At 71.7% G+C, this 12,622-nt stretch carries 11 protein-coding genes; 8 read left to right on the forward strand and 3 right to left on the reverse strand.

Annotated features, from left to right (window positions below):
* Positions 1–120: 120 nt before the first annotated feature.
* A complete protein-coding gene (locus ACZ61E_RS19240; protein ID WP_469700863.1) occupies positions 121–1,935 on the reverse strand; it encodes a bifunctional metallophosphatase/5'-nucleotidase in 1,815 nt (604 codons plus the stop codon).
* A gap of 440 nt (positions 1,936–2,375) precedes the next feature.
* On the opposite strand from ACZ61E_RS19240, the gene mshD reads away from it, so the two are divergent.
* From mshD to ACZ61E_RS19275, 7 genes are all read left to right on the forward strand, one after another.
* Positions 2,376–3,296, forward strand: a complete 921-nt coding sequence (mshD, locus tag ACZ61E_RS19245; RefSeq protein ID WP_469700864.1) for a mycothiol synthase — start codon at positions 2,376–2,378, stop codon at positions 3,294–3,296.
* A 100-nt stretch (positions 3,297–3,396) separates the two neighbouring features.
* On the forward strand, positions 3,397–3,885 hold the full coding sequence (locus ACZ61E_RS19250) for a GntR family transcriptional regulator (protein WP_469700866.1): 489 nt from the start codon (positions 3,397–3,399) through the stop codon (positions 3,883–3,885).
* Complete coding sequence (locus ACZ61E_RS19255; RefSeq protein ID WP_469700867.1) at positions 3,882–4,790, forward strand: ABC transporter ATP-binding protein; 909 nt, start codon at positions 3,882–3,884, stop codon at positions 4,788–4,790. The genes ACZ61E_RS19250 and ACZ61E_RS19255 overlap by 4 nt, the downstream gene beginning before the upstream one ends.
* On the forward strand, positions 4,787–5,743 hold the full coding sequence (locus ACZ61E_RS19260; RefSeq protein ID WP_469700869.1) for an ABC transporter permease: 957 nt from the start codon (positions 4,787–4,789) through the stop codon (positions 5,741–5,743). The genes ACZ61E_RS19255 and ACZ61E_RS19260 overlap by 4 nt, the downstream gene beginning before the upstream one ends.
* A 336-nt stretch (positions 5,744–6,079) precedes the next feature.
* A complete protein-coding gene (locus tag ACZ61E_RS19265) occupies positions 6,080–8,305 on the forward strand; it encodes an RNA degradosome polyphosphate kinase (protein ID WP_469700870.1) in 2,226 nt (741 codons plus the stop codon).
* Complete coding sequence (locus ACZ61E_RS19270; protein ID WP_469700871.1) at positions 8,271–9,374, forward strand: CHAD domain-containing protein; 1,104 nt, start codon at positions 8,271–8,273, stop codon at positions 9,372–9,374. Before ACZ61E_RS19265 ends, ACZ61E_RS19270 begins: the two co-directional genes overlap by 35 nt.
* Entirely contained in the window at positions 9,371–9,835 is a 465-nt protein-coding gene (locus ACZ61E_RS19275) for an NUDIX hydrolase (RefSeq protein WP_469700873.1), read from the forward strand. Before ACZ61E_RS19270 ends, ACZ61E_RS19275 begins: the two co-directional genes overlap by 4 nt.
* A 16-nt stretch (positions 9,836–9,851) precedes the next feature.
* Here ACZ61E_RS19275 and ACZ61E_RS19280 read toward each other — a convergent pair whose 3' ends face one another.
* Positions 9,852–10,412, reverse strand: a complete 561-nt coding sequence (locus ACZ61E_RS19280) for a hypothetical protein (RefSeq protein WP_469700875.1) — start codon at positions 10,410–10,412, stop codon at positions 9,852–9,854.
* 30 nt (positions 10,413–10,442) lie between these two features.
* Complete coding sequence (locus tag ACZ61E_RS19285; RefSeq protein WP_469700877.1) at positions 10,443–10,889, reverse strand: hypothetical protein; 447 nt, start codon at positions 10,887–10,889, stop codon at positions 10,443–10,445.
* Between the two features lie 493 nt (positions 10,890–11,382).
* Between ACZ61E_RS19285 and pstS the strand changes: the two genes are divergently transcribed.
* The gene (gene pstS, locus ACZ61E_RS19290) at positions 11,383–12,519 is read left to right on the forward strand and encodes a phosphate ABC transporter substrate-binding protein PstS (protein ID WP_469700878.1); all 1,137 of its coding nucleotides are present in this window, start codon (positions 11,383–11,385) and stop codon (positions 12,517–12,519) included.
* Positions 12,520–12,622 lie beyond the last annotated feature (103 nt).

Consider the following 12,622-nt stretch of genomic DNA (forward strand, 5'->3'; position numbering starts at 1 on the left):
TACCGCCCCCCCCCCCCCCCCCCCCCCCCCCCCTCCCCCCCCCCCCCCCCCCCCCCGCCCCCTCCCCCCCCCCCCCCCCCCCCCCCCCCCCCCCCCCCCTCCGTCAGGCAGTGGCGGTGACTAGTTGATGACCGTGATCCGGTCGGTGGCCGGCGGCGCCAGCGGCGCGGTCGCCGTGGAGTTCGCCGCCAGGTAGGCGTTGAACAGGTCCAGGTCGGACGCGCCGACCAGCTTGTTCGTGCCCTGGCCGAGGGCCGGGAAGCCGTCGCCGCCGCCGCCGAGGAACTCGTTCATCGCGACGCGGTACGTCTTGGCCGGGTCCAGCGCCGCACCGTCCAGCTTCACCGAGTCCGTGACGATCCGGGCGGCGCCCGTCTTCGTCATGTCCAGGGTGTAGGTGAAGCCCTTCGAGACCTGGAGGATCTTCGGGGACGCCTCGTTCGCACCGCTGACCTGCTGCTGGAGCGCGGTGACGACCTGGGCGCCGGTGAGGTCGACGACGTTCATCATGTTGGTGAACGGCTGCACGGTGAACGCCTCGCCGTACGTCACGACACCGTCGCCCTCGCTGCCCGACGCCGCGTACACGAGGTCGGCGCGGATACCGCCCGGGTTCATGAACGCGATCTGCGCGCCGCCCTTGTCGGCCGGGGCCAGACCCGCGAGCTGCGCGTCGGCGATGACGTTGCCGAGCGGCTTCTCCGGCTCGGTGGAGCCGCGGCCGTTGATGTCGGCGGAGATGAAGCCCTGCGGGGCGCCCGCGATCGGCGCGGCGGTCTTGTTCCAGCGGGCGATCAGGTCCGTCATGTCCTGGGCCTTGGGCTGGTCACGGCTGACGACGTGGTTCGCCGACTTCACGCTCGTACGGACGATGTCCTTGGTCCGCAGGTCGTAGGTGAGCGTGGTGTCCGTGTAGAGCTTGCCGAACGACGAGGCCGAGGTCACCATGCGGTCGTTGCCGGCCGGGTCGGGGACGGTGCACGCGTACGCCTGGTGCGTGTGGCCGGTGACCAGCGCGTCGACCTTGGGCGTGATGCCCTTGGCGATCTCGACGACCGGGCCCGAGATGCCGTCACCGGGGCCGGGGCTGTCGCAGTCGTAGTTGTACGAGGTGGAGGCCGGGGCCCCGCCCTCGTGGATGAGCGCGACGATCGACTTGACGCCCTGGCGGTCCAGCTCCTTGGCGTACTTGTTGACGGTCTCGATCTCGTCGTGGAACTTCAGGCCCTTGACGCCCTCGGCGGTGACGATGTCCGGGGTGCCCTCCAGGGTCACGCCGATGAAGCCGACCTTGACGCCCTTCTTCTTCCAGACGGTGTAGGGCTTGAGGACCGGCTTCCCGGTCTTCTCGTACGTGGCGTTGGCCGCCAGGTAGGGGAAGTCGGCGCCCTTGAACTTCTTGCCCTTCTCGAAACAGCCCTCCGTCGGGTGACAGCCGCCCTTCTGGAGGCGGGTCAGCTCGGCGGAGCCCTCGTCGAACTCGTGGTTGCCCACGGCCGAGACGTCGAGGTCGATCTTGTTGAGCGCCTCGATGGTGGGCTCGTCGTGGAACAGCCCGGACAGCAGCGGGCTGGCGCCGACCATGTCGCCGGCCGCGGCGGTGATGGAGTACGGGTTGCCCTTGCGCGCGGTGCGCAGCGAGGAGGCGAGGTACTCGACACCACCGGCGGGGACGGCCTTGACGGTGCCGTCGGCCTGGATCTCGTTCACATTGCCCGCGGACCCGGCCGGCGGCTCCAGGTTCCCGTGCAGGTCGTTGAAGGACAGCAGCTGGACATCGACGGTGCGGGGCTTGGGGTGCCCGTGCCCGTGACCCTGACCCTGCGCCCCGGCGGCGGCGGGCGCGGCGGCGGCGAGTGCGCCCAGTGTGGCAAGTCCGGCTACGGCCCCGAGCACCCGCCGGGCCGCGCGATTCTTCTGCGGTGTCGCTGACATCGGTCCCCTTGTTGCTTCCGCTTGTAAGTTCCGTGTGAGGAGGAACAGCTGCGAGCGGCAGCCTAGAGTCCACGCGCGTAGAGCAACAGGGGTGTTCTGGTTACGACCTGGTTGCCAATATCCGTCAAGGGGTGGACTTCGCGTATCACCCGTACGGCGGACATATCACCGCAGGAACGTCACCGCACACGCGAACACCGGAAGTGCGTACGCCATGGAAAGCGAGATCGCGGCCGAGACGGCCGTCGTACCCCGGCAGGGCCGCACCTCGCCCGGGGAGCCGCGGCCAACAACTTCGACGTGACATTCCCGGCACAGTCCGCCGCCGTCGAGGATCGCGGACAAGGTCCTCCATCCCGAGGCGGACGACGGCCGCTCGTAACTGCGGAATGCGGAAGCCGGAATCCGGGCGAACGCCGGGTGCGCCGTACCCTCGACGCATGACTGATACGGGAGCCCTCGACCCGGGCCGGCAGATCGAGACCCTCGACGAGATCACCCCCGAGCGGGCGCGGGACGTGCTCGCGCTGCTCGACGACGCGGCCCGTTCCGACGGTGTGCAAGCGGTGTCCGAGCAGGGGCGGTTGCAGTTGCGCGGGGGGCCGAGGGCCGGGGTGCGGCATTTTCTGCTGACCGTCGGCGGGGAGTTGCTGGGGTACGCCCAGCTGGAGGACACCGATCCCGTCGAGGCGCCGGCGGCCGAGCTGGTCGTGCACCCGTCGCACCGGGGGCGCGGGCACGGGCGGGCGCTGGGGGCCGCGTTGCTCGCCGCGTCCGGGAAGCGGCTGCGGGTGTGGGCGCACGGCGGCAAGTCCGCCGCCCGCCATCTGGCGCAGGTGCTCGGACTGAGCATGTTCCGTGAACTGCGGCAGCTGCGGCGCCCGCTGGAGCCGCTGGACATCCCCGAGCCGGTCCTGCCCGACGGCGTCACCGTCCGCACCTTCGTACCCGGCCAGGACGACGCCGCCTGGCTCGCCGTCAACGCCGCCGCCTTCGCGCACCACCCCGAGCAGGGCGGCCTCACACAGCGCGATCTCGACGACCGCGTGGCCGAGCCGTGGTTCGACCCGAAGGGCTTCTTCCTGGCCGAGCGGGACGGCCGGCTCGTGGGCTTCCACTGGACCAAGGTGCACGCCGCCGAACAGCTCGGTGAGGTGTACGTCGTCGGCATCAGCCCCGACGCACAGGGCGGCGGGCTCGGCAAGGCGCTCACCGCCATCGGGCTGCGGCACCTGGCGTCGCTGGGCCTGCCGACCGCGATGCTCTACGTCGACGCGGACAACACGGCCGCCGTGACGGTCTACGAGCGCCTCGGCTTCGTGACCCACGAGGTGGACCTCATGTACCGCACGGAGTCCTAGCTCCCGGAGGCGGCCAAGCACCCCGAGGGGCGGTGAAGTTGACACCGCCCCTTCTTCCTTACATGCTTTCACTACTTCCCTAGTGAAAGGGTGCTTGTGGGTGATCGAATACCGCATCGACCGGCGCAGCGGTGTCGCCACTTACCTCCAGATCGTCCAGCAGACCAAACAGGCCCTCCGCCTCGGCCTGCTGGAGCCCGGCGACCGACTGCCCACGGCACGCGAGGTCGTGGAGGCCACGGCCATCAATCCCAACACCGTCCTCAAGGCCTACCGCGAACTGGAACGCGAGGGCCTGGCCGAAGGGCGCCGCGGGCTGGGGACCTTCGTACGCGGCACCCTCGGCGGTGGCGCCGCCGAGGGCCCGCTGCGGGCCGAACTCCGCGCCGAACTCACCAGCTGGGTGGAACGGGCCCGCACCGGAGGGCTGGAGAAGGACGACCTGTCCGCACTCTTCGACTCCGTCCTCGCGGAACTCGCGGACCGCTTCACGGCGCCGGCCACCGGCACCACCACGGGCACCGGCACCACCACCGGCACCACCCGCACCGATTCCGGCACCACCACGACCAAGGGGGAACACCCATGACAGCCGCGGCGATCGAGGCGGCCGGCCTCGGCAAGCGCTACGGGAAACGACGCGGCTGGGCCCTGCGCGAGTGTTCCATCCGGGTGCCCGCCGGCCGTATCTGCGCCCTCGTCGGGCCCAACGGCGCCGGCAAGTCCACCCTGCTCGCCCTGGCCGCCGGACTGCTCCCGGCCACCGAGGGCGGCGTACGCGTCCTCGGCCGGCGCCCGGCCGGCGCCCGCGACCGGATCGCGTACGTCGCCCAGGACAAGCCCCTCTACGGCCAGTTGACGATCCGCGACACCCTGCGCATGGGGCGCGAACTCAACCCGGGCCGGTGGGACGCCGACGCCGCCGAGCGGATCGTCACCGAGGGACGGCTCGACCCCGGCGTACGCGTCCGTACGCTCTCCGGCGGCCAGCGCACCCGGGTCGCCCTCGCGCTCGCACTCGGCAAGCGGCCCGAACTCATGCTGCTGGACGAGCCGATGGCCGACCTCGACCCGCTCGCCCGCCACCAGCTCATGGGCACGCTCATGGCCGAGGCCGCCACCCACGGCACCACCGTCGTGATCTCGTCGCACATCCTCACCGAGCTGGAGGGCACCTGCGACTACCTGCTGCTCCTCGACGACGGCCGGGTCCGGCTCGGCGGCGAGACCGAGGACCTGCTCACCGCACACCGGCTGATCACCGGCCCCGTACGCGAACTGGCCCCGCACACGGTCGTGGACACCCGCACCACCGGCCGCGGGCTCACCGCCCTGATCCGTCCCGACGGACCGGTCGGTGACAACTGGCAGACCGCGGAACCTTCCCTGGAGGAACTGTTGCTCGCCCATCTGCGCTCCCCGGGCGCACCCGTACTGCTCACCCCGAGCGCCGAATCACGGCACGGCGAGCGGGAAGCGGCGGTGACGGCATGAGCGCGCTGACACCACGCGGCCCGGCCTGGGTCGCGGTACGGCAGCACCGCACCGCGCTGTGGGCGGCGCTGCTCCTCACGGTGCTCACCGTCGGCTGCGTGGTCGCGGCCCGGGTCTGGCTCGGCTCGGCCGGCGCCGTGGTGAGCTGCGGCAAGGGGTGTCTCAACGGCACGACGGCCGCCGGCTGGTTCCGCTGGGCGGAGAGCTACGTCGGGGGCGCCGCCGTGCTGCTGCCCCTGCTCGTCGTGGCGTTCACCGCGGGTCCGCTGATCGCCCGTGAACTGGAATCGGGCCGGTACCGGCTGGCCTGGACCCAGTCGGTGTCGCCCGCCCGCTGGCTCGCCGTCCGCATCGCCGGCACCGCCGTGATCGCCACGGCGGGCGCCGTTCTCCTGGCCGTCACCCTCCGCTGGAGCAGGGCCCGCAGCCAGGAGGACGCGTTCCTGTCCATGGCCCGGTCCTGGAGCGATGACGAGGTCTACCCCGCCCTGGGGGTGACCGTCGTCGGTTACGTCCTGCTGGCGGTCGCCGTCGGCGCGCTCGCGGCCGTGGTCCTGCGCCGTACGCTCCCGGCGATGGCCGTCGGCCTGGCCGTCACGGGGGGAGTCTCGCTGCTTCTCGCCCGGGCGCGGCCCGCCCTGTGGCCGGTCGTCGAGACAGAGGGGGGCGCGGGGGCGAGCCCCTTCACGGCGTCGTCCGACCCCTGGGTCGTACGAGAAGGCGTCGTCCTCGCCGACGGCCGCCGGATGACCTACGAGCAGTGCCTGGACACGGGGTTCCCGGGGTCGCCGTGCGACCCGGCCACCACCGCCTCGTCCGTCGCGCACTTCTACGAGTACCACCCCGCCTCGCACTTCTGGCCCCTCCAGCTCGTCGAGACCGGCATCGTCCTCGCGTTGGCCGCCGCGTGCGTATGCGCCGCGTTCAAGGTTCTGGGGCGGCGGCACGGCTGACCGCGGGTACACGCACAGGGTCCCGTCCGCCACAGGGGGGCGGACGGGACCCCGGCCGCCCCCCGTCTGCCCCTGCCCGCCACCCCGACCCCGTCCGTTCACCTGTACGTTCATCTCGCACAACCGTGCTCCCGCCCTTGTCGCGCCCCGCGCCCGACCCCGTGGAGCCCCGCCCCGCTTCCCTGCACGTCATGTCGCCGTTACCGGTCATTCAGACGGGGTTGCGACCCTCGCGGAATGCAGCCCGCTGTGCCCCCCACGCCGAACGGCAGGTTCCGTCTCGCCCCCGCCGGCTCCGACGCGCCCGTCATGCCTTCCGCGCGGAACAATGGAGGTATGAGCCAGCAGCCTGCCGAGAGCCCGGTCCACCCGCAGCCGTCCGTCGGTTCCATCGCCGCACACCGGCCGCACACGGTCGCCGCCGCGGTCTCCGACCTGGAGCCCGACCTCGACGCCGACCTCGACGCGTACGACCAGGACGGCGACGCGGACGGCGACCAGCTGCCCCAGGGCCGCTTCCTCGACCGCGAACGAAGCTGGCTCGCCTTCAACGAACGCGTGCTGGAACTGGCCGAGGACCCGGCCACGCCGCTACTCGAACGGGCGAATTTCCTCGCCATCTTCGCGTCCAACCTGGACGAGTTCTTCATGGTCCGCGTCGCCGGCCTGAAGCGCCGGATAGCGACCGGCGTCGCCACCCGATCGGCCTCAGGGCTCCAGCCCCGCGAGGTGCTCGACCTGATCTGGACCCGGTCGCGGGAGATCATGGCGCGGCACGCCGCCTGCTTCCAGCAGGACGTCTCCCCCGCGCTCGCCGACGAGGGCATCCACCTCATCCGCTGGGGCGACCTCACGGAGAAGGAGCAGGCACGCCTGTTCACCCTGTTCCGGCAGCAGATCTTCCCCGTCCTGACGCCGCTGGCCGTGGACCCCGCACACCCCTTCCCGTACATCTCGGGCCTCTCCCTCAACCTCGCGGTCGTCGTCCGCAACCCCGTCAGCGGCCACCGGCACTTCGCCCGCGTCAAGGTGCCGCCCCTGCTGACGCGCTTCCTGGAGGCGTCCCCGCAGCGGTACGTGCCCCTGGAGGACGTCATCGCGGCGCACCTGGAGGAGCTGTTCCCCGGGATGGAGGTCCTGGCGCACCACATGTTCCGGGTCACCCGCAACGAGGACCTGGAGGTGGAGGAGGACGACGCGGAGAACCTCCTCAAGGCGCTGGAGAAGGAGCTCATGCGGCGCCGCTTCGGCCCGCCGGTACGGCTTGAGGTCGAGGAGTCGATCGACCCGTACGTACTCGACCTGCTGGTCCGTGAGCTGAAGGTCTCCGACGCCGAGGTCTATCCGCTGCCCGGTCCGCTGGATCTGACGGGTCTGTTCGGCATAGCCGCGCTCGACCGGCCGGAGCTGAAGTTCCCCAAGTTCATCGCGGGCACGCACCGCGACCTCGCGGAGGTGGAGTCGGCGTCCGCGCCGGACATCTTCGCGGCGCTGCGGGAGCGCGACGTGCTGCTGCACCACCCGTACGACTCGTTCTCCACCTCCGTCCAGGCGTTCCTGGAGCAGGCCGCGGGCGACCCGGACGTCCTGGCGATCAAGCAGACCCTGTACCGGACCTCCGGCGACTCCCCGATAGTCGACGCGCTGATCGACGCCGCCGAGTCGGGCAAGCAGGTCCTGGTCCTCGTCGAGATCAAGGCGCGCTTCGACGAGCAGGCCAACATCAAGTGGGCGCGCAAGCTCGAAGAGGCCGGCTGCCACGTCGTGTACGGGCTGGTCGGGCTCAAGACGCACTGCAAGCTCTCGCTCGTGGTCCGGCAGGAGGGCGAGACCCTGCGCCGCTACAGCCACGTCGGCACCGGCAACTACCACCCGAAGACGGCACGGCTCTACGAGGACCTGGGCCTGCTCACCGCCGACCCGCACGTCGGGGCGGACCTCTCCGATCTCTTCAACCGGCTGTCGGGATACTCACGGCGCGAGACGTACCGCCGGCTGCTGGTCGCGCCCAAGTCGCTGCGCGACGGGCTGATCACCCGCATAAACAAGGAAGCGGCGCACCACCGTTCGGGCCGCCCGGCCTATGTACGCATCAAGGTCAACTCGATGGTCGACGAAGCGGTCATCGACGCGTGCTACCGCGCGGCGCAGGCGGGCGTACCGGTGGACATCTGGGTGCGGGGCATCTGCGCCGTACGCCCCGGCGTGCACGGCCTGTCGGAGAACATCCGGGTGCGCTCGGTCCTCGGGCGCTTCCTCGAACACTCGCGGATCTTCGCCTTCGGCAACGGCGGCGAGCCCGAGGTGTGGTTCGGCAGCGCCGACATGATGCACCGCAACCTCGACCGTCGTATCGAGGCCCTGGTACGGGTCACCGACCCGGCGCACCGCGCGTCCATCAGCAGACTGCTGGAGACCGGCATGGCGGACACCACCGCGTCCTGGCACCTGGGCGGCGACGGCAACTGGACCCGGCACTCCGTCGACGCGGACGGTCAGCCGCTCAGGCACGTACAGGAAATGCTCATTGACGCCCGGAGGCGCCGGCGTGCAGCACCATGAAGCAGAGACCGCCGGCTCGGTCGGTACGGCACATCCCGACCGTGCCGACCGTCCCGCCCACCCCGACGACGCCTTCGAGGCGACCGCGGGGCAGGTGCTCGCCGGGTATCTGAACGCCCGCTGCGGGGACTTCCTGCGCAGTCTGCGGCTGTACGGGGAGAGCGGCTCGGACACCGCGGCGGCCGGGGAGGCCGCGTCGGCGCTGCGCTGCTCCGCGCGGCGGATCGGGGGCACGCTGCACACGTTCCGGGTGCTGCTGGACCCGGCGTGGGCGGACCAGCTCCGTACGGAACTGGGCTGGCTGTCGGGCACACTCGCCCAGGAGTACGCGTGCACGGCGCGGCTGCACCGGCTGGTGTCGGCCCTGGCGCGGCTGTCGGGACCGGGGTCCGGGCCGGTGCCGGCCGCCCGCGGCGGCGAGGCACCGGCGGCGACCCCGGGCGCGCTGACCGTCGGGGCGTCGCGCGCCGGGGCGCTGCTGGAGCGGCAGTTGACGCTCGCGCGTACGCGGTCGCACTCGGCGGCGCTCCAGGCACTCGGCTCGTCCCGCTTCCACGCGGTGGCCGACGCCGTCGCCGTACTGGCCTCCGAGGTACCACTGGCACCGGTCGCGGGCGCGCCCGCCGCCGAGATCCTGGCGGCGCCCCGGAGCGCGGCCGAACGCAGACTGCTCGACGCGGTCTCCGCGCTGCCGCTGACGCGCGCGGCGCACCCGTACAACGCGGAATCCCTGGTCAACGGGCTGGCCACCCCCTCCGACGGCGAGGCCCAGGACGCCCCGTGGCACCAGGTGCGGCTGCTGCTCAGACTGCACCGCTACGCCCAGGAGGTCCGGCAGGGCGCCGAATCCCCCGACCCGGTGCTCGCCGAGGCGGGCCGCGCCCTGGACCGCCACCGGGACGCGGCGGAGGCGGCGGCGGCCGCGGCGAACGCGGCCCGCACACCACGGATCGCCCCGGCGACGGCGTACGCCCTCGGCGTGCTGCACGCGGACCAGCGCCTCGAAGTGGAGGCGGCGCGCTACGAGTTCCAGCGCGTCTGGCAGCGGACGGCGGTGCCCGCGCCATGACCGGGAGGGACCCGGGCCGTACCGGTGCGGCGAGGGCGGGAACGGTCCTCGCGGCGGGCTGCGTGCTGTGGCGGAAGTCGCCCCACTCGGCCGACGGCACGGAGATCTGCCTGGTCCACCGGCCGAAGTACGACGACTGGTCCCACCCGAAGGGCAAGCTGAAGCGCGCCGAGGACGCCCTCGCGGGGGCGCTGCGCGAGGTCCTGGAGGAGACGGGTCACCACTGCTCCCCCGGCGCGCGGCTCGGCACGGTCAGCTATCTGGCCAACGGCCGCCCCAAGGAGGTCGTCTACTGGGCGGCCGAGGCGACGGACGGCGCCTTCACGCCGAACGACGAGGTGGACCGCGTCCTGTGGCTGCCCCCGCCCACGGCCCGCACCCGTCTCACCCAGCCCCACGACCGCCTCCTGATCGACGCGCTGCTGGACTCGCTGCCCGCGAGGAGCGCGCCGGAGGCGTGAGCGGCGCCCCGCGCGGTCAGTTCTCGACCTGGTCCACGGAGGTCGGGCCGAGCTGCTCGGCACTGGCGTACTCGGGCATCGTCATGGGCTTGTCGAACAGGAAGAACGACTGGTTCGTCCCGACCGTGAACTCGATGTACGCGCCGGTCGTGGCGTCGAAGCCGTAGTAGGCGTTGCACATCGAGCCCGCCGAGTACACGCCGTCCATCCCCGGCAGCGCCACGACCACCTTGCCGGTCGACGAGGAGTCGACCCGCTCCGTCGGCGTGAGCATCTCGCAGCGGGCGACGGGCAGCCCCTTCATGACGAAGTAGCCGTACTCGCCCTTGGCGTTCTGGATGTAGACGTAGCTCAGCTTGCCCCGCTTGCCCCAGGTCTTCACCCACCGGTTGATGGCCTCGCGGGTCGGCGAGTACTCCATCCTCCCGGCGGGCTGGTTCGCCACGAGCCGGTCGTAGTTGCGCTGCTTGGCCTCGGTCTCCTTGCTCTGGCTGGAGTCGTCGTCGCAGGCGGTCAGCCCCGCCCCCAGGGTGAGCGCGGCCACGGCCGCCACGGCGGTACGGATGATCTTCCTCATGCTGTGCTGCCCCCTTTCGCGGGACGGTGGTCATCCGGCGCAGACGGTGCCTGCGTCATCGGCGTCCAGGCGGTACGGCAGATCCCGGTCCCGGAAGGGCGCGCGGTGCTCCTGGGCGGCCTTCGCGTTGTAGTCGTTGACGGACTCGGTCCGCGACGCCGTCAGCGCCATGACGGACTGGTCGATCTGGGCCTTCCGGGCCTCCGAGGCGGACGCGCGCTCCTCCTTGAGCGCCCCGATCGTGCCCTCGGCGTTCTGCGCGGCCTCGCACAGATCGAAGAACTCCTGGTACGTCGACTGCCGGAACGCCCCGGACCCGACGGTGTTCTCCCGCTCCTCGGCGGCCCCCCGGAACGGCGCGGTGACCCAGCCCGCGCCCCCGAGGACGAACGTGCCGATCACCCCCAGAACCGCCACCCCGACGATCCCGGCGACGATCCACCCGCCGCCCCGTGCTCCCTCTCGCACAACCCCCATCACGTTCCCTCCTCCACTCGGCCGACGCTCATCACCGGAGCCGGCCCCGCCGCCCACCCCCGTCGGTTGCGGAGCCTCGGCGCCGGGTCCTCCGAGTGTGAGGTCGCGCCCAGCCGGTCGCCCATGGTGAGGAGTTGGAAGCCGGATGTGATCCCGCCGACCGTCCGCGCACGATCAGAGGGGCAGCGGCCACGGCTCGGGCTCCGTCAACAGACGCGGACCGAGGAGTTATGTCCGGTTCGCCGGCCCCGAAGCCATCGGGCGCACTTTCTCGGCGGGCACGCCGTGTCGGGCGCCGATCACGGCCGGAGCCGCACCAGGCTGTCCGTCACGGTTCACCTCCCGTTCACTCCCACCCGTCAGCCACTTCACCTGATCTGCCTAATTTCGGCCTTACACGGTGACCGGCACACCGCCGGGCCCACCACCTCGACGCACGCCGCCGTAGAAGTGCCCATACGCACACAGGCGGCTTCTGGAAGGAACACCCGAAGTGAAGCTTCAGCGCAAGAACCGGCTGCGCGCCACCGCGCTCGGTGCTCTCGCCGTCTCCGGCGCCCTGGTTCTCACGGCGTGCGGCTCGGACGACAACACGGAGAGCACCGGCTCCGGCGACAAGACCGCCGCCGCCGCCTCGAACATCAAGTGTGACGACGCCAAGGGACAGGTCCTCGCCGCGGGATCGAGTGCCCAGAAGAACGCGATGGACCTCTGGGTCAAGAACTTCCAGCAGGCGTGCTCGGGCGTCGAGATCAACTACCAGCCGATCGGTTCCGGCGGTGGCATCACCAAGTTCACGCAGGGCCAGGTCGCCTTCGCGGGCTCCGACTCCGCCCTGAAGCCCGAGGAGGTCGCCGCCTCCGAGAAGATCTGCGAGGGCGGCAAGGGCATCAACCTCCCGATGGTCGGCGGCCCCGTCGCCATCGGCTTCAACGTGCCGGGTGTCGACAGCCTCGTCCTGGACGCCCAGACCCTCGCCAAGATCTTCGACTCGAAGATCAAGAAGTGGGACGACAAGGCGATCGCCGACCTCAACCCCGACGCCGAGCTGCCGAGCACCGCGATCCAGGCGTTCCACCGCTCGGACGAGTCCGGCACGACACAGAACCTGAACAAGTACCTCAAGGCCGCGGCCCCGGCCGAGTGGAACTACGACGACAGCTCGAAGTCGTGGGAGGCCAAGGGCGGCCAGGCCGCCAGCGGCTCCTCCGGCGTCGCGTCCAGCGTCAAGGACACCGAAGGAGCCATCGGCTACTTCGAGCTCTCCTACGCGACCGCGAGCAACCTGACCACGGTCAAGGTCGACACCGGCGCCGGCGCCCCGGTCGAGGCCACCACCGAGAACGCCTCCAAGGCCATCGCCGCCGCCAAGGTCAAGGGCACCGGCAACGACCTGGCCCTGGAGCTGGACTACGCCACCAAGGCCGAGGGTGCCTACCCGATCATCCTGGTGACGTACGAGATCGCCTGCGACAAGGGCAACAAGGCCGAGACCCTGCCCAGCGTCAAGGCGTTCCTCAACTACACCGTCAGCGACGAGGGCCAGAAGGTCCTGAGCGAGGCCGGCTACGCCCCGCTCCCGACCGAGATCGCGGCCAAGGTCCGCGAGATCGTTCCCACCCTGTCCTGACCCCCGGACGTGGGGGGGGGGGGGGGGGGGGGGGGGGGGGGGGGGGGGGGGGGGGGGGGGGGGGGGGGGGGGGGGGGGGGGGGGGGGGGGGGGGGGGGGGGGG

This window comes from Streptomyces sp. NPDC104581, from assembly GCF_055583685.1.

Bases quoted from the DNA above. Each gene is read 5' to 3' on its own strand.
- ACZ61E_RS19240 (WP_469700863.1), bottom strand. From the start codon at position 1,935: ATGTCAGCGACACCGCAGAAGAATCGCGCGGCCCGGCGGGTGCTCGGG.
- mshD (WP_469700864.1), top strand. From the start codon at position 2,376: ATGACTGATACGGGAGCCCTCGACCCGGGCCGGCAGATCGAGACCCTC.
- ACZ61E_RS19255 (WP_469700867.1), top strand. From the start codon at position 3,882: ATGACAGCCGCGGCGATCGAGGCGGCCGGCCTCGGCAAGCGCTACGGG.
- ACZ61E_RS19260 (WP_469700869.1), top strand. From the start codon at position 4,787: ATGAGCGCGCTGACACCACGCGGCCCGGCCTGGGTCGCGGTACGGCAG.
- ACZ61E_RS19265 (WP_469700870.1), top strand. From the start codon at position 6,080: ATGAGCCAGCAGCCTGCCGAGAGCCCGGTCCACCCGCAGCCGTCCGTC.
- ACZ61E_RS19275 (WP_469700873.1), top strand. From the start codon at position 9,371: ATGACCGGGAGGGACCCGGGCCGTACCGGTGCGGCGAGGGCGGGAACG.
- ACZ61E_RS19280 (WP_469700875.1), bottom strand. From the start codon at position 10,412: ATGAGGAAGATCATCCGTACCGCCGTGGCGGCCGTGGCCGCGCTCACC.
- ACZ61E_RS19285 (WP_469700877.1), bottom strand. From the start codon at position 10,889: ATGGGGGTTGTGCGAGAGGGAGCACGGGGCGGCGGGTGGATCGTCGCC.